Origin of the sequence: Escherichia sp. MOD1-EC6842, from assembly GCF_002965705.1 — a bacterium.
Classification (GTDB): Bacteria; Pseudomonadota; Gammaproteobacteria; order Enterobacterales; family Enterobacteriaceae; genus Escherichia; species Escherichia ruysiae.
Genome location: NZ_PTRF01000006.1, coordinates 16,776 through 36,048 on the forward strand (window position 1 = coordinate 16,776; position 19,273 = coordinate 36,048).

The 19,273-nt window shown below is 51.3% G+C and carries 17 protein-coding genes; 2 read left to right on the forward strand and 15 right to left on the reverse strand.

What is annotated here, in order from left to right; translation table 11 throughout:
• Window positions 1-10 precede the first annotated feature (10 nt).
• From rnhB to rpsB, 15 genes are all read right to left on the reverse strand, one after another.
• The gene (gene rnhB, locus A7Z29_RS08965; RefSeq protein ID WP_000569438.1) at window positions 11-607 is read right to left on the reverse strand and encodes a ribonuclease HII; all 597 of its coding nucleotides are present in this window, start codon (window positions 605-607) and stop codon (window positions 11-13) included.
• Window positions 604-1,752, reverse strand: a complete 1,149-nt coding sequence (gene lpxB / locus A7Z29_RS08970) for a lipid-A-disaccharide synthase (RefSeq protein ID WP_105290116.1) — start codon at window positions 1,750-1,752, stop codon at window positions 604-606. The genes rnhB and lpxB overlap by 4 nt, the downstream gene beginning before the upstream one ends.
• Complete coding sequence (lpxA, locus tag A7Z29_RS08975) at window positions 1,752-2,540, reverse strand: acyl-ACP--UDP-N-acetylglucosamine O-acyltransferase (RefSeq protein ID WP_105290117.1); 789 nt, start codon at window positions 2,538-2,540, stop codon at window positions 1,752-1,754. The genes lpxB and lpxA overlap by 1 nt, the downstream gene beginning before the upstream one ends.
• A 3-nt stretch (window positions 2,541-2,543) precedes the next feature.
• The gene (gene fabZ / locus A7Z29_RS08980) at window positions 2,544-2,999 is read right to left on the reverse strand and encodes a 3-hydroxyacyl-ACP dehydratase FabZ (protein ID WP_000210739.1); all 456 of its coding nucleotides are present in this window, start codon (window positions 2,997-2,999) and stop codon (window positions 2,544-2,546) included.
• Between the two features lie 104 nt (window positions 3,000-3,103).
• On the reverse strand, window positions 3,104-4,129 hold the full coding sequence (gene lpxD, locus A7Z29_RS08985) for a UDP-3-O-(3-hydroxymyristoyl)glucosamine N-acyltransferase (RefSeq protein ID WP_001139279.1): 1,026 nt from the start codon (window positions 4,127-4,129) through the stop codon (window positions 3,104-3,106).
• A gap of 3 nt (window positions 4,130-4,132) precedes the next feature.
• A complete protein-coding gene (gene skp, locus A7Z29_RS08990; protein WP_000758956.1) occupies window positions 4,133-4,618 on the reverse strand; it encodes a molecular chaperone Skp in 486 nt (161 codons plus the stop codon).
• 121 nt (window positions 4,619-4,739) lie between these two features.
• Window positions 4,740-7,172: an outer membrane protein assembly factor BamA gene (gene bamA, locus A7Z29_RS08995; protein WP_001240898.1), complete on the reverse strand. Its 2,433-nt coding sequence runs from the start codon at window positions 7,170-7,172 to the stop codon at window positions 4,740-4,742.
• Window positions 7,173-7,201: 29 nt separating this feature from the next.
• Entirely contained in the window at window positions 7,202-8,554 is a 1,353-nt protein-coding gene (rseP, locus tag A7Z29_RS09000) for a sigma E protease regulator RseP (protein WP_000948224.1), read from the reverse strand.
• A gap of 11 nt (window positions 8,555-8,565) precedes the next feature.
• Window positions 8,566-9,423 carry a phosphatidate cytidylyltransferase gene (gene cdsA / locus A7Z29_RS09005; protein ID WP_105290118.1) on the reverse strand — a complete coding sequence of 286 codons (858 nt, stop codon included), beginning with the start codon at window positions 9,421-9,423 and terminating at the stop codon, window positions 8,566-8,568.
• Window positions 9,424-9,435: 12 nt separating this feature from the next.
• Window positions 9,436-10,194: a (2E,6E)-farnesyl-diphosphate-specific ditrans,polycis-undecaprenyl-diphosphate synthase gene (gene ispU, locus A7Z29_RS09010; protein WP_001295562.1), complete on the reverse strand. Its 759-nt coding sequence runs from the start codon at window positions 10,192-10,194 to the stop codon at window positions 9,436-9,438.
• Between the two features lie 188 nt (window positions 10,195-10,382).
• Window positions 10,383-11,579: a 1-deoxy-D-xylulose-5-phosphate reductoisomerase gene (ispC, locus tag A7Z29_RS09015; RefSeq protein ID WP_105290119.1), complete on the reverse strand. Its 1,197-nt coding sequence runs from the start codon at window positions 11,577-11,579 to the stop codon at window positions 10,383-10,385.
• Window positions 11,580-11,671: 92 nt separating this feature from the next.
• Window positions 11,672-12,229 (reverse strand): ribosome recycling factor, encoded by a 558-nt coding sequence (gene frr, locus A7Z29_RS09020; protein ID WP_000622418.1) that lies wholly within the window; start codon window positions 12,227-12,229, stop codon window positions 11,672-11,674.
• 291 nt (window positions 12,230-12,520) lie between these two features.
• A complete protein-coding gene (gene pyrH, locus A7Z29_RS09025) occupies window positions 12,521-13,246 on the reverse strand; it encodes a UMP kinase (RefSeq protein ID WP_000224573.1) in 726 nt (241 codons plus the stop codon).
• Between the two features lie 146 nt (window positions 13,247-13,392).
• A complete protein-coding gene (gene tsf / locus A7Z29_RS09030) occupies window positions 13,393-14,244 on the reverse strand; it encodes a translation elongation factor Ts (protein WP_000818112.1) in 852 nt (283 codons plus the stop codon).
• Between the two features lie 258 nt (window positions 14,245-14,502).
• Window positions 14,503-15,228 (reverse strand): 30S ribosomal protein S2, encoded by a 726-nt coding sequence (gene rpsB, locus A7Z29_RS09040; RefSeq protein ID WP_000246882.1) that lies wholly within the window; start codon window positions 15,226-15,228, stop codon window positions 14,503-14,505.
• Between the two features lie 367 nt (window positions 15,229-15,595).
• Here rpsB and map point away from each other — a divergent pair, with 367 nt between their 5' ends.
• Both map and glnD read left to right on the forward strand, forming a co-directional pair.
• Complete coding sequence (gene map / locus A7Z29_RS09050) at window positions 15,596-16,390, forward strand: type I methionyl aminopeptidase (RefSeq protein WP_001018198.1); 795 nt, start codon at window positions 15,596-15,598, stop codon at window positions 16,388-16,390.
• A 204-nt stretch (window positions 16,391-16,594) separates the two neighbouring features.
• Complete coding sequence (gene glnD / locus A7Z29_RS09055) at window positions 16,595-19,267, forward strand: bifunctional uridylyltransferase/uridylyl-removing protein GlnD (protein ID WP_001094592.1); 2,673 nt, start codon at window positions 16,595-16,597, stop codon at window positions 19,265-19,267.
• Window positions 19,268-19,273 lie beyond the last annotated feature (6 nt).

A 19,273-nucleotide genomic window follows, 5' to 3' on the forward strand; every position in this document is an offset into this window, starting at 1 on the left:
GACACAAGAATCAGGACGCAAGTCCCAGTGCGCGTTTGACAGGGCCAAAGCTGCGCCGATGGTGTTCGGTCGCGCCGTGTTCAGCCAGTTTTTCAAGATGAAAAGCGGTTGGATACCCTTTGTGTTGGGCAAAGCCATATTGTGGATAAACGATGTCCAGCGCCGCCATTTCAGCGTCGCGCGTGACTTTCGCCAGAATAGACGCCGCACTGATTTCCGGCACGCGGCTGTCGCCTTTCACCACTGCCATCGAAGGCATCGGTAATTTCGGACAGCGGTTACCATCAATCAACACATATTCCGGGACGATATGCAGCCCCGCAACCGCACGCTGCATCGCCAGCATGGTCGCGTGTAGAATATTCAGTTCGTCGATTTCATGAGGTTCAGCGCGACCCAGACTCCAGCTTAACGCTTTCTCTTTAATCTCTTCATACAACGCCAGACGGCGTTTTTCGCTCAGCTTTTTGGAATCATTCAGCCCGACAATCGGACGCGCCGGGTCGAGAATCACTGCAGCGGTGACAACCGCGCCAACTAACGGCCCGCGCCCGACTTCATCCACACCCGCAACAAGCTGCGTGTGCGGATAAACAAATTCGATCATTGTGCTAACTCCAGAACGGCTTGTGCCGCCTGCTCATCGGCATTGCAGCGGATCTGCTGATGCAGTTCGCGGAAGGTGTCGTGCATCGCGTGGCTGGTTTTCCCGTTCGCCAACAGCGGTAACAACGCCTCTGCCAGTTTTTGCGGCTCACACTCTTCCTGCAATAACTCTTTGACTAACTCTCTGCCCGCCAGCAAATTGGGTAGAGAGACATAATCAGTTTTCACCAGTCGCTTCGCCAGCCAGAAGGTGAAAGGCTTCATGCGATATCCCACCACCATCGGGCATTTCGCCAGCATACACTCCAGTGCTGCCGTACCCGACGCCAGTAGCGCCGCATCGCTTGCCACCATCGCCTCACGCCCCAATCCATCTAAGAGATGAACAGCAAGGTCTGGCGCAACTTCAGCTTTGATGCGTTCAAACTGCTCGCGGCGTTTGGCATTCACCAGCGGCACCACAATCTCAAGATCGGGATATGTCTGGCGCAAAAGCTGAGCCGTTTTCAGGAAATCGGCACTAAGCATCTCAACTTCCGCGCCACGACTGCCAGGCAGCAACGCCAGGCAGTGGGCATCGTGGGGGATCCCCAGCACATCACGGGCACCATTTTTATCTGGATCTAACGGCATGGCATCAGCCATGGTATGACCGATAAAGCGGCACGGTACGTTGTATTTGTCATAAAACGCTTTTTCGAAAGGCAGAAATGCGAGCACCAGATCGGTGGCTCTGCCTATTTTGAAAACGCGTTTCTGTCGCCACGCCCACACGGACGGACTGACGTAATGAATGGTTTTGATACCCTGCTTTTTGAGGTTACCTTCAAGAGTAATATTGAAGTCAGGCGCATCAATACCAACAAAAACATCTGGTTTCAGTTCGCCAAAACGCTTTGTCAGATCGGCACGAATATGCAGTAAGCGACGCAGACGACCGAGCACTTCAACAATGCCCATCACCGCCAGTTCTTCCATTTCGTACCAGGCTTCGCAGCCTTCAGCCTGCATTCGTGGCCCGGCAACACCAACAAAGCGGGCGTTGGGCACACGTTCTTTCAGAGCGCGGATTAAACCGGCCCCCAGGATATCGCCGGAGGTTTCTCCGGCGACCAGGGCAATCGTTAATGGACGCTGTTCAGCCATTAACGAATCAGACCGCGCGTTGAGCGTGCAAAGAAATCGGTAAACGCTTTCACTTCCGGATAAGTTTCCGCCAGTTCAGCAATTTCCGGTTTCACTTCATCGAGCGTTTTACCGCTGCGATAAATCAGCTTATACGCATTGCGGATAGCAGTAATCGCCTCACGGTTAAAACCGCGACGCTTCAGCCCTTCGATGTTGACACCGAACGGCGTTGCGTGGTTACCCTGCGCAATGACATAAGGGGGGACGTCCTGCGCCACACCGGAGCAACCGCCAACCATCACGTGCGCACCAATGATGCAGAACTGATGGACTGCGGTCATGCCGCCGATGATCGCGAAGTCATCTACCGATACGTGCCCCGCCAGCGTTGCGTTGTTGGCGAGAATACAGCGGTTACCTACCGTACAATCGTGCGCAATGTGCGCATTGATCATCAGTAAGTTGTCGCTGCCCACCTTCGTCAATCCACCGCCCTGGACTGTGCCACGATGAATGGTGACGCTTTCGCGAATGCGGTTACGATCGCCGATTTCCACACGGGTCGGTTCACCAGCATATTTCAGATCCTGGTTAACTTCGCCGATGGAGGCGAACTGATAAACCTCATTGTCGCGACCAATTTTAGTATGGCCATTCACGACAACGTGAGATTTCAGTACGGTCCCCTCACCAATTTCAACATGGGGTCCAACGATACAAAAAGGACCAATGTGAACGTTGGCACCAATCGACGCGCCCTCTTCCACAATGGCGGTTGGATGCACAAAGGCGGATTTATCAATCACGTATCAGGCCTCCCGGCTACGAGCACACATCATCGTTGCTTCGCAAACTACTTTACCGTCGACCAGAGCAACCCCTTTAAAGCGGGTCAGGCCACGGCGCGTTTTTTCGAAAGTGACTTCCATGATCATTTGATCGCCTGGCACGACCGGGCGCTTAAAGCGCGCTTCGTCAATACCAGCGAAGTAGTACAGCTCACCCGGTTCCAGTTTTCCTACGCTTTTAAACGCCAGAATACCTGTTGCCTGTGCCATTGCTTCCAGAATCAGCACACCCGGGAAAATCGGTTTTCCAGGGAAATGGCCCTGGAAGAATGGCTCATTGACAGAGACATTTTTTACTGCGCGCAGAAAACGACCTTCTTCAAAATCCAGCACGCGATCCACCAATAAGAACGGGAAACGGTGCGGCAGAAGTTCTAAAATCTCTTCAATCTGCAGAGTATGAGTGTTAGTAGTCAAGATACTCTTCCTGTCAAAATATAAGAAACGACAATAATAACACGGCCTGCCGCAATCGTAAGAATGAGACAGGCCGTAAAGTTTGGCGAACAAAAGATGGAACGTTAGTCTTGTTGATTAACCTTGCGCTCAAGCGATTTCAGACGCTTGCTCATATCATCAATGTTCATCACCAGTGCAGCGGTTTTGCGCCAGACTTTGTTGGGTTGCAGCGGAATGCCTGAGGAATAGACGCCAGGTTCAGTGATGGGACGCATCACCATCCCCATGCCCGTAACCGTCACTTTATCGCATATTTCCATATGCCCGTTGATTACGCTGGCACCGCCGATCATGCAGTAACGACCAATTTTCAGGCTGCCCGCCATAATGACGCCACCGGCAACCGCCGTATTGTCGCCAATCACGACGTTATGTGCAATCTGGCACTGGTTATCAATGATCACGCCATTGCCGATAATGGTGTCATCCAGCGCACCGCGATCGATGGTAGTACAGGCGCCGATCTCCACGCGATCGCCAATAATCACGCGACCAATCTGAGGGATCTTCACCCAGTTACCACGATCGTTGGCATAGCCAAAGCCGTCCGCACCTACCACCGTTCCGGATTGAATCAGGCAATTCTGACCGATCTGGATCTCGTGGTAAATGGTTACGTTCGCCCAAAGGCGCGAACCTGCGCCGATTTTGCTATTTTTACCAACGAAGCAACCGGCACCGATAATCACGTTATCGCCCAGCTCAACGCCGGACTCAATCACCGCGTTAGCACCAATTGAGACGTTGTTACCCAGCTTCGCCGTTGCATCGATCACTGCACTGGGTGCAATGTTCTGCGCGGGCTGTGGCGTGGTATCTAAAATTTGCGCCATGCGCGCGTAAGTCAGGTAGGGATTCTTCACTACCAGCGCGGCACTTTTCGCGAAAGGAAGATCGTCCTGGGTCATGACAACCGCAGACGCCTGGCACAAGCCTAAATGCTCACGGTATTTTGGGTTAACCATGAACGTGATGTGACCTGTTTGTGCAGATTGCATGGACGCAACGCCGGTGATGACGATATCGCCATCACCGTGTAGTTCTGCATCCAACTGCTGCGCTAAATCAGCCAGTCGAATTGAAGGCATTACTTATTTAACCTGTTTCAGTACGTCGGCAGTGATGTCTTTTACATCGCTGCTGTTGTAAGCAACGGCGTTTGCATCAACAACCAGGTCGATATCCTGGCTGTTGGCAACGGATTTCACAGCAGTCTGGATACGAGTAACCAGTTTGCCGCGTTCTTCGTTGGAACGACGTGCGCGATCCTGCTCAAAAGCCTGCGCTTTCTGAGCAAAAGTCTGGCGCTGAGCCATCACGTCTTTTTCCAGCTTAGTACGATCACTACCGGCTTTCATAGACTGCAGCTTTTTCATTTTAGCTTGCAGATCGGTTTCCATACGCTGCAGTTCGCTGGCACGGCCTTTGAACTCATTTTCCAGCGTGTTAGAAACACCGGTTTTCTGTGCTACCTGCTGGAACAGGCTGCCCATATTGACGATTGCAATTTTGTCAGCCGCCTGAGCAGAAGTTGCCAGTGCTAAACCGAGACCTGCAGCTAATAACCACTTTTTCACAATAAACTCCTTACCATCCCATTTGCACCGGAGGGTGCAGTTCTTTGCGTGGCCCGGCGATCTTATATTGATCGCCTAAAGTCATCGCTACACTACCACTACATTCCTTTGTGGAGAACACTTACCAGGTTTTACCAATGTTAAACTGGAACTGTTCTGCCTTGTCTCCATCGTACTTTTTGAACGGCTGGGCGTAGGAGAACACCAACGGCCCCAATGGGGACATCCATTGTAATGCGATACCCGCAGACATACGGATATTGCTTGGATCACTATAGTCCGGATATCCAGAATATTGGCTGGAATCCCAGTTTGTATCCCAAACGGTGCCCATATCCCAGAAGAAGGAAGTACGAACAGAGTTAGCATACTTGTCGCTAATGAACGGCGTCGGGGTGATGAGTTCGAGGCTGGCAACCGCCATGGCGTTACCGCCTACAGCATCATCCGATTTACACAGGTCTTTCGCTCCGTCCTGAGTCGCACATTCGTAATCATAGTCTGGGTCATAATTACTGGCCTGATGCGGGAAGTAAACCGCTTTTGGACCGATGGTGTTGGACTGGAAGCCACGCACGGTGCTGGAACCACCAGCATAGAAGTTCTCGTAGAACGGCATCTCTTTGCCGCCTAAACCATCACCATAACCCCAGCGGGTACGACCCAGAACAACCCATTTGTGATCGTCGTCGATCGGTACATAGGTCGCCGTGTCTAACGTCACTTTGTAGTATTCGTTATCCGATCCCGGAATGGTCACTTTACCGGTCAGGTTGACACGTGAACCATCTGTCGGGAAATAACCACGGTCAAGCTTGTTATAGGTCCAACCATAGTTGAACGTGAAGTCGTCCGTTTTGAAGCTGTTATCCTGATCAGAGGTGCTCGGATGTTCACCCATAGAGTACAGATAACGCCACATCGCAACCTGCGGCTGCATGTTGGACAGGGAGTTATGTACATAACCCAGACCTGCACGCAGCGAGTTGTATTCGTTGATCGGGAAGCCCAACGTCACGTCTGTACCATAACTCTTGTTGGTATAGTCGGACAGGTCGGCGTCATCTGCCTGGAAGTCATTATAGAAGAGACGGCCACCGAGGCTTACGCCATCTACGGTGAAGTACGGGTTGGTTACCGACAGTTCAGCATAGGTCTGGTAATCGTTTTTGGTTCCGTTGATACCAACGGCATAACCCGTACCTAACCAGTTATCCTGTTGCACGCCAGCCTGGAAGCTCACGCCACTTTCAGTACCGTAACCAATACCGAAGTTGAAGCTACCGGTGTTACGTTCTTTCACCTTGTAGACTACATCAACCTGGTCCGGGCTACCCGGAACACGTTGGGTATCGGTATCGACCGTTTCAAAGAAGCCAAGACGATTCAGACGCTCCTTACCCTGATCGACCAGATCGCTACCCAGCCATGCACCTTCCATCTGACGCATTTCGCGACGCAGGACGGCATCTTTCGAGGTATCGTTACCTTCAAAACGGATCTTACGCACGTAGAAACGGTTACCCGCATCAACGTTCACGCGTAATTTAACGGTTTTGTCGGCATCGTTAATTTCAGGCATCGACTGTACGCGCGGATAGGCATAACCATAGCGACCGAGAAGCTTTTTAATGTCATCTTCCATCTTGGTCACTTTGGTGCCGTTATACAGCTCGCCCGGCTCGATCTTAGTTAGCTGCTCAATTTCAGCGGAGTGCCCGGCAAGGTTACCGCTCACTTCAACCCCAGAAAGCTTGTACTGATCGCCTTCGGTGATGTTCACCGTGACGTAAATACCTTTTTTATCTGGCGTCAGACTGACCTGGGTCGAGTCGATGTTGAAACGGGCATAACCGCGATCCAGATAGTAGCTGCGCAGGGTTTCAAGGTCGCCCGCCAGTTTTTGTTTCTGGTATTTACGATCGCCTACCACGTTCCACCACGGCACTTCGTCACGCAGTTGGAAATGAGAGATCAGTTCGTCGGTGGTGAAAGCATGGTTACCAACAATGTTAATTTGCTGGATTTCAGCTGACACACCTTCCTGGAACACCAGTTTTAGGTCAACACGGTTGCGCGGCAGCGGGGTCACGACAGCTTTAACGCTGGCGCTATATTTACCGACGCTATAGTAGAAGTCTTCCAGACCTTTTTCGATATCAGCAATGGTGGTGCGATCAAGAGATTCGCCCACACGCACGCCAGAAGCCTCGAGGTTTTGCTTCAGCATGTCATCTTTCACCGATTTGTTACCGGAGAAAGTGATGCTGGCAATGGTCGGACGTTCTTTTACCTGAACCAGAAGGGTATCACCATCACGAAGGACACGAACATCCTCAAAGTTGCCGGTAGCAAACAGAGCGCGAATGGTATTACTGATATCTTCATCATTAACCGTGTCGCCTGTGCGCACCGGCATACTGAGGAGGGCCGCACCAACGGCGACACGCTGAAGGCCTTCGAAATGAATATCTTTCACTACGAACCCTTCAGCACCGTATACGGTGGCGCTGCTAAACAGCAGCGACGCTATGAGCAACTTTTTCATCGCCATCGTTATTATGCGTTCTTCCTAACTAACTCTCATAACCGAGAGAAATCATTGAAAAGTGCAAGCCCCATTAACAGCACCAGCAGAATCGAGCCAATGCGATAACAAAAGTCTTGAACCCGCTCGGATACCGGTCCGCCCTTGATCTTTTCGATCGCAAGGAACAGCAGATGCCCCCCGTCAAGTACGGGCAACGGAAACAGGTTAATTATCCCTAAGTTCACGCTAATAAGCGCAAGAAACGGTAGATAATAAACAACCCCGAGTTCCGCTGTCATCCCAGCCCCCTTGGCGATAGAGATCGGCCCACTGAGGTTGTTCAGTTTCACATCACCGGTGATCAATTTTCCCAGCATACTGACCGTCAGCTTCATCAACTGCCACGTTTTGTCCGTAGCTTCGACGATGGCGTTGAACGGCCCATACTGGCGTACAACTTTATACTCATCTGGCAGAGGAATGACTTTCGGCTCAATACCGACAAAACCAATCGCCTTACCATTACCCGGTTTACTCTCCGGGATTAATGTCAAAGACAAGGGACTCCCCTGCCTTTCGATTTCCAACGCTAAGGATTTACCCGGATTATCCCGGACAAGCAACACAAAGGTCACCCATTGCGTTAATGGCTGACCATCGACTTTAACGATCCTGTCGCCTGCTTGCAAACCCGCCTTGTTTGCCGCCGAGTTTGGCTGCACATTTTCCACTACTGGTTCAATTTGCGGCCCACGGGGACGAATCCCCAAAGAAGATACTGGATCTTCTTTATCAGGCTCAAACGCCCACTGACGTAAATCGAGCTTTACATCCCGCCGTTGGTCGCTGCCAAATGGCGCTACCGTAATGGTGGTGCTTTCATCGCCAATTTTATCGACCAACTGCAAACGCACGGCATCCCAATCAGGCGTTTCGATACCATCTACGGCTTTTAGTTCCGTTCCTGGTGCAATTTGTGCTTGCGCAGCTATCGAATTGGCTGCTATTTCGCCAACCACCGGACGTACACCAGGCACACCGATGATAAAAACCAGCCAGTAAGCAAAGATAGCAAAAATGAAGTTTGCAACCGGACCTGCGGCAATGATCGCCGCACGTTGGCCAACAGATTTATTATTGAAGGCATGGTGGCGAAGCTCCGGAACAACCGGTTCAGCACGCTCATCCAGCATTTTGACATAACCGCCCAAAGGGATCAGGGCGATGACATATTCGGTGCCTAGCTTATCAGTTCGGCGCCAGAGCGCCTTACCAAAACCTATAGAGAAACGCTCAACGCGAACACCGCAACGCCGGGCAACCCAGAAATGACCAAATTCATGCACGGTGATGAGTACACCCAATGCAACGATGAACGAAGCCAAATCCCAGAGAAAACTCAGCATAATACCTTCCGTTAAAGCGTCCTGAATACCAGCAACAGCAGGCAAGCAAAGACCGGTACAGCAGCCGTCAGGCTATCAATACGATCCAAAATACCGCCATGTCCTGGAATTAAATGACCGCTGTCCTTAATTCCTGCTTCACGCTTAAACATGCTCTCGGTCAGATCGCCGAGCACTGAAGCTAACGCTGCGACAATAGAGCACATGAGTAAGGTGACGGGTGCAACGTCCAGATTCGCCCACATGCCATAACCCCATGAGATTACCGCTGCGGTCGCGAGTCCGCCAATAAAGCCTTGCCAGGTTTTACCTGGAGAAACCTTCGGTGCCAGCTTATGTTTGCCAAACAATTTGCCAAACATATATGCGCCAGAGTCAGCGCCCCAGACCAGGATCATGACATAGAGCAACCATATCGCGCCACTGTAATGATTCTCGTCATAGTGCCAGGCCCGTAACGCCAACATGCCCCAAAAGAAGGGAACAATGGTTAGCACGCCAAAGATAATGCGCAATGTTCTGGAGTTACGCCATATTGTCGCGGAACCGGGATAGAATAACACCAGCAATAGCGCGGCAACCCACCAGCCAAGCGAAGCCCAAAGTGAGACCTCAACCAGTGGTTGATGGATATTTCGGTGATATTCCGGCAACAGAAAAAGCATCAGCGCCAACAATAACCCGCACAGCACCGCCAGCCATACCCGCTGCGAGCGAGAGGTAAAACCGCTAAGCTGTCCCCATTCCCACGCTGCCAGCATACAGACTACCAGCGTAACAATAGCGAACCCTACCGGCGGCAATAAAAACAGCGCCGCGATGACGACAGGTATTAAAACAAAAGCAGATATCAGGCGATACTTCAGCAAAAGCGACCCCCATCAGGCTGTTTCATCACCGGGCTCGGTGCCGCCGAAACGACGCTCTCGATTAGCAAAGGCATTTAGTGCCCCTTCAAAGTCTTGTTCATCGAAATCGGGCCAGAGAACATCTGTAAAGTAAAGTTCGGCATAGGCAATTTGCCAAAGCAAAAAGTTACTAATGCGATGCTCCCCCCCAGTCCTAATTACTAAATCTACAGGGGCCAGTTCATGCATACAGACATGCTGGTTTAGCATCTCTTCATCTATCTGATCTGGTTGCAGGTTTCCTTGCTGCACCTTTTCAGCCAGTTGCCTGACACCCTGGACTATATCCCAACGTCCACCGTAGTTCGCCGCAATATTCAACGTCAGACCGGTATTCCCGGCAGTTAACGCTTCAGATTTACGAATACGCTCTTGCAAACGCGAGTTAAAACGACTGGTATCGCCAATAATACGCAGACGCACGTTATGTCGGTGCAGGCTTTTTACTTCGCTATCAAGCGCCCACACAAACAGTTCCATTAACGCACTGACTTCCTGCGCTGGTCGGTTCCAGTTTTCACTACTAAAGGCATACAGCGTTAACGCCTCAATACCGTTGTTGGCCGCAAAAGAGACAGCCCGGCGGACGGATTTTGCCCCGGCTTTATGCCCAAAGGCACGAATCTTCCCTTGCTTTTTTGCCCAGCGACCATTGCCGTCCATAATGATCGCAACATGGCGACAGCCATGCGCTGGCAATTTTTCGCTAAGTGGTTGAGTAGCAGACAACATCACGCGTTTTTTATTCCCTGACAGGGTTTACGGTACTCAGGAATACTGAAGCCTATACAAAAAAAAGCCGTGTAAAACCACGGCATATCTGACCTTACAAAGCCAACTACTGACGATCAGATGGCGCAGACTATATCACTGAAGCCCTACGCTAACAAATAGCACGACTCTCTGTAGCCGGATTATCCTCAGCTTGCGAGACGCATCACCTCTTTTCTGGCGACCTCACGCGCATTGGCATCAACAGACAACACATCGTCCACACATTGTGGTTCGCGCATATCCATTTTTTCCAGCACGGATAAATTCAACGCGGCGATATCCGTAAAGCGAATTTGTTGCGCAAGAAAGGCTGCAACAGTGATTTCGTTTGCGGCATTCAATGCGGTCGTCGCTGCCTGGCCTTGTTCGAAAGCATCCATCGCCAGTTTCAGGCATGGATAGCGATCATAATCCGGTGCGGCAAATGTCAAAGCACTCAGTTTGCAAAAGTCGAGCGCCTTCACACCAGAGTTCACGCGATTCGGCCATGCCATGGTGTGGGCAATTGGCGTACGCATATCAGGTTCTCCCAGTTGCGCCAGAACGCTGCCGTCCTGATAACGCACCATTGAGTGAATCACTGACTGCGGGTGAATCAGCACTTCCATCTGGCTGGCACTGGCGTTAAACAACCAACGCGCTTCAATGTATTCCAGACCTTTGTTCATCATGGTAGCCGAATCGACAGAAATTTTACGTCCCATCGACCAGTTCGGATGACGGCAGGCTTGATCGGGCGTCATTGTTGCCAAATCGTGCAATGGCGTCTCACGGAAAGGGCCACCAGACCCGGTAAGTAAAATGGACACCACGCCATTTTGCTCAAGGTCAGCGTATCCCAGATTGTGCTGGATAGGTTGCGGTAAACTCTGAAAAATGGCGTTATGTTCGCTATCGACCGGTAATAACTGCGCTTTACTCTGCTTTACGGCGTCCATAAACAGACGTCCACAGGTGACCAGTGATTCTTTGTTGGCCAGCAGTATGGTTTTACCCGCGCGGATAGCAGCAAGCGTAGGTAACAGGCCTGCAGCACCGACAATCGCCGCCATCACCTGATCAACATCTTCAAGCGCCGCCATATCGCAGGCAGCCTGCTGACCGCTTAAGACTTCAGTGCAACTACCCTGTTGTTGTAGCGTCGTTTTAAGAAGTTTCGCACTCGCTTCATCGTCCATTACGGCATAGCGGGGAGAGAATTCCAGGCACTGTTCTACCATGCGAGTGACATTTTTGCCTGCCACCAGCGCAACTACGCGGAAGTGTTCGGGATTATGGCGCACCACGTCCAGCGTGCTGCAACCAATCGAGCCGGTCGAGCCCAGAATGGTGAGTTGCTTCATGAAACATCCAGAGTTGAGACAGAATAAAAAGCAAAACGCCGCCAGCCGATCCGCAAGGATCTACTGAGCGGCGTTTTTTGTCGTTCAAGAAATCAGAACTGCATCAGTTCTGCTTCTTTGTCTGCCAGCGCCGCTTCAATTTTCTTGATTGCAGCATCAGTCAGTTTCTGTACATCGTCCTGAGAACGGCGATCGTCGTCTTCGCTGATCTCTTTATCTTTCAACAGTGCTTTCACTTTGTCGTTCGCATCACGACGCACGTTACGTACTGCAACACGCGCCTGTTCAGCTTCACCACGAACGATTTTAGTCAGATCTTTACGACGTTCTTCCGTCAGCGGCGGCAGCGGAACGCGGATGTCGCTACCTGCAGAGTTCGGGTTCAGGCCGAGATCGGACGCCATAATCGCTTTTTCAACGGCCGGAGACATTGAACGATCAAACACGTTGATTTTCAGAGTGCGGGAATCTTCTACCGTTACGCTTGCCAGCTGACGCAGCGGCGTCGGCGTGCCGTAATATTCCACGACAATGCCATCCAGCAGGCTGGGAGAAGCACGACCCGTGCGTATTTTGCTGATTTGGGTTTTGAACGCTTCGACGCATTTGTCCATGCGTACTTCAGCATCTTTTCTGATATCGCTAATCACGTTACGAATCCTTGAAAACTTGTCTCAGTCAGACCAGACAGTCACACACAGTGGAAGTGTGCTAAGTATAGCCCTGATTAAACATATTACGGGTAATCGTCTGGATTATTAGGCTATTTTATTTGCCATTTTGACCCCGGGCAGTGCTCGCTATCCTCACGTACTTATGTACGCTCCGGTTGCTGCGCGCTGGCCGTGACCAAACTGCCTGCAACAATAACGCCTTATAACCAGACTTACGCCCCCGCGATACTTATGCGGAATCTTACCCTTATTTATCCATCACGGGAATTATTCCGTGATTAAAGTCCCTTCTTTTTCACCCATTACCACACGGCGCAGCGCACCCGGTTTGTTCATGTTGAAAACACGAATCGGTAATTTGTGGTCACGAGCCAGCGTAAAGGCCGCCAGATCCATTACTTTCAGCTCTTTTTCCAGCACTTCACTGTAGGTCAGCTGCTCGTACATAGTTGCAGTTGGATCTTTCGCCGGGTCAGCGGTAAACACACCGTCAACTTTGGTTGCTTTCAGCACCACATCGGCTTCAATTTCGATACCACGCAGACAAGCTGCGGAGTCAGTGGTAAAGAATGGATTACCAGTACCGGCGGAGAGGATCACCACACGGTTGTTGCGCAACAGACTGATAGCTTCTGCCCAGCTGTAGCTGTCGCATACGCCATTCAATGGAATAGCGGACATCAGACGAGCGTTCACATAGGCGCGGTGCAGTGCATCACGCATTGCCAGACCGTTCATTACGGTAGCCAGCATCCCCATGTGGTCGCCCACAACGCGGTTCATACCCGCTTTCGCCAGACCAGCGCCACGGAACAGGTTACCCCCACCAATCACCACACCAACCTGAATACCCAGTTCAACCAGTTCTTTGATTTCCTGAGCCATGCGATCCAGTATGCTTGCATCAATACCGAAGCCTTCAGTGCCCTGCAGAGCTTCGCCACTCAACTTAAGCAGAATGCGTTTATAGACGGGTTTTGCATTGGTAGCCATGTTTCTTTCCTGAGACTGTCAACGATTGAAATGAATTAATACTAGCGACATTGTACGTCGCTTTTCAGCGCAGCCCCATAAGGGTTAGCTGAATTTACAAGATGGGCGCAAAAAGAAGCCGCCCTCAGGCGGCTCCTTTTCGATAATTAAGACTGCTTGGACATCGCAGCAACTTCTGCTGCAAAGTCAGTCTCAACTTTCTCGATACCTTCACCCACTTCGAAGCGGATGAAGCCAGTCACTTCAGCGTTATGCTCTTTCAGCAGCTGACCAACAGTTTTTGCCGGTTCCATAACGAACGGCTGACCGGTCAGAGAAACTTCGCCGGTGAATTTCTTCATGCGGCCTTCAACCATTTTCTCTGCGATTTCTTTCGGCTTACCAGACTGCATCGCGATATCCAGCTGTACCTGGTATTCTTTCTCTACCACTTCAGCAGATACGTCTTCCGGCTTGATGAATTCCGGCTTGCTTGCAGCAACGTGCATAGCGATGTGTTTAACCAGCTCTTCGTCAGCGCCTTTAGCAGCAACCAGAACGCCGATACGCGCACCGTGCTGATAAGAACCCAGAACGTCGCCTTCCAGCGCAGCAACGCGGCGAATGTTGATGTTTTCACCAATTTTCGCTACCAGCGCAACGCGTTCTTCTTCGAACTGTGCTTTCAGAACTTCAACGTCAGTGATTTTGCCAGCAACAGCTGCGTCCAGAACTTTGTCTGCGAACGCCTGGAAACCAGCGTCTTTTGCTACGAAGTCAGTCTGGCAGTTAACTTCCAGAATGATGCCGTAGTTGCCGTCGATTTTGGTTTTGATCACGCCATCAGCAGCAACGTTGCCTGCTTTTTTCGCTGCTTTGATAGCACCGGACTTACGCATGTTTTCGATTGCCAGCTCGATGTCGCCGTTAGCTTCAGTCAGTGCTTTTTTGCAATCCATCATGCCTGCGCCAGTACGCTCACGCAGCTCTTTTACCAGGGATGCGGTAATTTCAGCCATTCTAAAATCCTCGGAGATGTGATCTGCCCGGAATTAAACCGCACAGATATAAAAGTGAAAAAGGGGGCCATATGCAGGCCCCCTAACCAAACGTGTACTACCTGGTCTATAAGGGCTCTCCCCCCTTCATATTTCGCGCCGCAGATGCGTTGTCTTCGCTCGCTCATCCCGGTCACTTACTGATGTAAGCTCCCAAGAATTATCGAGCTTGCCGCCTTTCTGCAACTCGAACTATTTTGGGGGAGTTATCAAGCCTTATTACTCAGCTTCTACGAAGCTTTCTTCCGCCTGGGAAGCCAGATCCTGAGAACGGCCTTCACGTACGGTTGCAGCTACAGCGCCCAGGTACAGGGTCACAGCACGGATTGCGTCGTCGTTACCCGGGATAACGAAGTCAACACCGTCCGGATCAGAGTTGGTATCAACGATAGCAAATACCGGAATACCCAGGTTGTTTGCTTCTTTGATAGCAATGTGTTCGTGGTCAGCATCGATTACAAACAGAGCGTCCGGCAGACCGCCCATGTCTTTGATACCGCCCAGGCTGTTTTCCAGTTTCTCCAGCTCACGAGTGCGCATCAGCGCTTCTTTCTTGGTCAGCTTGTCGAAAGTACCGTCCTGAGACTGAGTTTCCAGGTCTTTCAGACGTTTGATGGACTGACGAACGGTTTTCCAGTTAGTCAGCATACCGCCCAGCCAGCGATGGTTCACGAAGAACTGGTCGCAGCTCAGAGCAGCGTCTTTCACCGCTTCGCTTGCAGCGCGTTTAGTACCAACGAAAAGGATTTTACCTTTGCGAGAAGCAATCTTGTTCAGTTCAGCCAGAGCTTCGTTGAACATCGGTACAGTTTTCTCAAGGTTGATGATGTGAACTTTGTTACGCGCACCGAAGATGAACGGCTTCATTTTCGGGTTCCAGTAACGGGTCTGGTGACCGAAGTGAACACCAGCCTTGAGCATGTCGCGCATGGAAACAGTTGCCATGATTAAAACCTCTATATAAAAGTTGGGGTTATGCCTCCACGTATCCCATATTACCGACCCCAAAGGGCACCCCGGAATATGTGCCGATACGTGTGTGTTGTTACACAAAGTGAGATTGTCGCTCCCGTCCAGTCTGTGTATACGAAATGGATCGGAAGTCCGGCGCGCTTTATACCACAAATACGCCGTGGACTCCAATAATTGTTGGCGCTGTGTACAGCATCAGACGCTGAATTTTCTATTATAGAAAACCCTCGGTGGCACGTTTCGCGAAGTTCAGAATGATTCTCAATTTGACAGGGTGTGATACCATTGACAGCACTTACATATATATTGTCGGTATCACCGACGCTGATGGACAGAATTAATGGCTATCTCAATCAAGACCCCTGAAGATATCGAAAAAATGCGCGTCGCTGGCCGCCTGGCTGCCGAAGTGCTGGAGATGATCGAACCCTATGTTAAACCGGGCGTCAGCACCGGCGAGCTGGATCGCATCTGTAATGATTATATTGTTAATGAACAACACGCGGTTTCGGCCTGCCTCGGCTATCACGGTTATCCGAAATCCGTTTGCATCTCTATTAATGAAGTGGTGTGCCACGGTATCCCGGACGACGCCAAACTGCTGAAAGACGGTGACATCGTTAACATTGACGTCACCGTAATCAAAGATGGTTTCCACGGCGACACCTCGAAAATGTTTATCGTCGGTAAACCGACCATCATGGGCGAACGCCTGTGCCGCGTGACGCAGGAAAGTCTGTACCTGGCGCTACGCATGGTAAAACCAGGTATTAATCTGCGCGAAATCGGCGCGGCAATTCAGAAATTTGTCGAAGCAGAAGGCTTCTCTGTCGTTCGTGAATATTGCGGACACGGTATTGGTCGCGGCTTCCACGAAGAGCCGCAAGTGCTGCACTATGACTCACCTGAAACCAACGTCGTGCTGAAACCGGGGATGACCTTCACCATCGAGCCAATGGTCAACGCGGGTAAAAAAGAGATCCGCACCATGAAAGATGGCTGGACGGTAAAAACCAAAGATCGCAGCTTGTCTGCACAATACGAGCATACTATTGTGGTGACTGATAACGGCTGCGAAATTCTGACGCTACGCAAGGATGACACCATCCCGGCGATAATCTCGCACGACGAATAAGAGGCAGACAAACGCAAAAATGCCTGATGCGCTACGCTTATCAGGCCTACTTTCTCCTGCAATATATTGAATTTGCAAGGAGTTGTAGGCCGGATAAGGCCTTCACGCCGCATCCGGCATGAACACGTGCACTTTGTCAACAATCTGAAGCCGGCGAATGCCGGCTTTTTTAATGCGATAATTTAATCTTATGGGTGGCGCACAATGAATACCCTTCCAGAACAGTACGCAAATACCGCTCTCCCCACCCTGCCCGGTCAACCGCAAAATCCATGCGTCTGGCCCCGTGACGAATTAACCGTCTCTGGGATAAAAGCCCATATTGATACCTTTCAGCGTTGGCTGGGCGATGCCTTTGATAGCGGGATCTCCGCAGAACAGTTGATTGAAGCCCGCACCGAGTTTATCGACCAACTCCTGCAACGCTTGTGGATTGAAGCCGGTTTCAGTCAGATTGCCGACCTGGCGCTGGTCGCTGTCGGTGGCTATGGTCGTGGCGAGCTGCATCCACTTTCGGACGTCGATTTACTGATCTTAAGCCGCAAGAAACTGCCGGACGACCAGGCACAAAAAGTAGGCGAGTTGTTAACGCTGCTCTGGGATGTGAAGCTGGAAGTCGGTCATAGCGTGCGGACACTTGAAGAATGCATCCTGGAAGGGTTATCGGATTTAACCGTAGCCACCAATTTAATTGAATCACGCTTGTTGATTGGCGATGTTGCGCTATTTCTCGAACTGCAAAAACACATTTTCAGCGAAGGATTCTGGCCTTCCGACAAGTTCTACGCGGCGAAAGTTGAAGAACAGAACCAGCGCCACCAGCGTTACCACGGCACCAGCTACAACCTTGAGCCAGACATCAAAAGCAGCCCCGGGGGCTTGCGTGATATTCACACTTTACAGTGGGTGGCCCGCCGTCATTTTGGCGCAACATCGTTGGATGAAATGGTCGGGTTTGGCTTCTTAACCTCAGCGGAGCGAGCGGAATTAAACGAATGTCTGCATATATTGTGGCGTATTCGCTTTGCCCTGCATCTGGTCGTCAGCCGTTACGATAACCGCCTGTTGTTTGATCGCCAGCTTAGCGTCGCCCAGCGTCTGAATTACAGTGGTGAAGGTAACGAACCGGTCGAGCGGATGATGAAGGATTACTTCCGCGTCACGCGCCGCGTCAGCGAACTCAACCAGATGCTGCTACAACTGTTTGATGAAGCCATCCTCGCCCTGCCCGCCGATGAAAAGCCGCGTCCGATTGACGATGAGTTTCAGCTACGCGGTACGCTTATCGACCTGCGTGATGAAACACTATTTATGCGCCAGCCGGAAGCCATCTTGCGTATGTTCTACACTATGGTACGCAACAGTGCGATCACCGGCATTTACTCCACCACGCTGCGCCAGTTACGTCACGCCCGCCGTCATCTGCAACAACCACTGTGCAACATTCCGGAAGCGCGAAAGCTATTTTTGAGCATTCTGCGTCACCCCGGCGCAATGCGTCGCGGGTTACTGCCAATGCATCGCCATAGCGTGCTGGGCGCCTATATGCCCCAATGGTCGCATATCGTCGGGCAGATGCAGTTTGACCTGTTCCACGCTTACACAGTGGATGAACATACCATTCGCGTGATGTTGAAACTGGAGAGTTTTGCCAGTGAAGAAACGCGCCAGCGCCATCCGTTGTGTGTGGACGTCTGGCCGCGCCTGCCATCACCAGAGCTGATTTTTATCGCCGCACTGTTTCACGATATCGCCAAAGGGCGCGGCGGTGACCACTCCATACTCGGCGCACAAGACGTGGTGCATTTTGCCGAACTGCACGGCCTGAACTCGCGCGAAACGCAACTGGTCGCCTGGCTGGTTCGCCAGCACTTGCTGATGTCGGTCACCGCCCAGCGCCGCGATATTCAGGATCCGGAAGTCATCAAACAATTCGCCGAAGAAGTACAAACGGAAAATCGACTGCGTTTTCTGGTCTGTCTGACGGTAGCCGATATTTGCGCCACTAACGAAACGCTGTGGAATAGCTGGAAGCAGAGTCTGTTGCGCGAACTCTATTTTGCCACCGAAAAACAGCTACGACGCGGAATGCAAAACACGCCAGATATGCGCGAACGAGTTCGCCATCACCAGCTTCAGGCACTGGCGCTGCTGCGTATGGACAATATCGACGAAGAGGCGCTACACCAGATCTGGTCACGCTGTCGCGCTAACTATTTTGTCCGCCATAGCCCAAATCAACTGGCCTGGCACGCTCGCCATTTATTACAACATGATTTAAGCAAGCCGCTGGTATTACTTAGCCCACAGGCTACGCGCGGCGGTACGGAGATATTTATCTGGAGTCCTGATCGGCCGTATCTGTTTGCTGCCGTGTGTGCCGAATTAGACCGCCGCAATTTAAGCGTTCATGACGCGCAAATTTTCACGACCCGCGACGGTATGGCGATGGATACCTTCATTGTGCTGGAGCCGGATGGCAGCCCGCTATCCGCAGATCGCCATGAGGTTATTCGCTTTGGCCTGGAGCAAGTACTGACACAAAGTAGCTGGCAGCCACCGCAGCCGCGTCGTCAACCCGCCAAATTACGTCACTTTACTGTTGAAACCGAAGTGACGTTTTTGCCGACCCATACCGACCGAAAATCATTCCTCGAACTGATCGCCCTCGACCAACCAGGACTGCTGGCACGGGTGGGGAAAATTTTTGCCGATCTGGGAATTTCGCTTCATGGCGCCCGAATTACAACCATTGGTGAGCGAGTAGAAGATTTATTCATAATCGCCACCGCCGACCGACGTGCGCTTAATAATGAGTTGCAGCAGGAAGTGCATCAGCGGTTGACAGAGGCCCTCAATCCAAACGATAAAGGGTGATGTGTT

Excerpts from the sequence above, each read along its gene's own strand:
- rnhB (WP_000569438.1), bottom strand. The coding sequence starts at position 607 with ATGATCGAATTTGTTTATCCGCACACGCAGCTTGTTGCGGGTGTGGAT.
- lpxB (WP_105290116.1), bottom strand. The coding sequence starts at position 1,752 with ATGGCTGAACAGCGTCCATTAACGATTGCCCTGGTCGCCGGAGAAACC.
- lpxD (WP_001139279.1), bottom strand. The coding sequence starts at position 4,129 with ATGCCTTCAATTCGACTGGCTGATTTAGCGCAGCAGTTGGATGCAGAA.
- bamA (WP_001240898.1), bottom strand. The coding sequence starts at position 7,172 with ATGGCGATGAAAAAGTTGCTCATAGCGTCGCTGCTGTTTAGCAGCGCC.
- rseP (WP_000948224.1), bottom strand. The coding sequence starts at position 8,554 with ATGCTGAGTTTTCTCTGGGATTTGGCTTCGTTCATCGTTGCATTGGGT.
- ispU (WP_001295562.1), bottom strand. The coding sequence starts at position 10,194 with ATGTTGTCTGCTACTCAACCACTTAGCGAAAAATTGCCAGCGCATGGC.
- ispC (WP_105290119.1), bottom strand. The coding sequence starts at position 11,579 with ATGAAGCAACTCACCATTCTGGGCTCGACCGGCTCGATTGGTTGCAGC.
- pyrH (WP_000224573.1), bottom strand. The coding sequence starts at position 13,246 with ATGGCTACCAATGCAAAACCCGTCTATAAACGCATTCTGCTTAAGTTG.
- tsf (WP_000818112.1), bottom strand. The coding sequence starts at position 14,244 with ATGGCTGAAATTACCGCATCCCTGGTAAAAGAGCTGCGTGAGCGTACT.
- rpsB (WP_000246882.1), bottom strand. The coding sequence starts at position 15,228 with ATGGCAACTGTTTCCATGCGCGACATGCTCAAGGCTGGTGTTCACTTC.
- map (WP_001018198.1), top strand. The coding sequence starts at position 15,596 with ATGGCTATCTCAATCAAGACCCCTGAAGATATCGAAAAAATGCGCGTC.
- glnD (WP_001094592.1), top strand. The coding sequence starts at position 16,595 with ATGAATACCCTTCCAGAACAGTACGCAAATACCGCTCTCCCCACCCTG.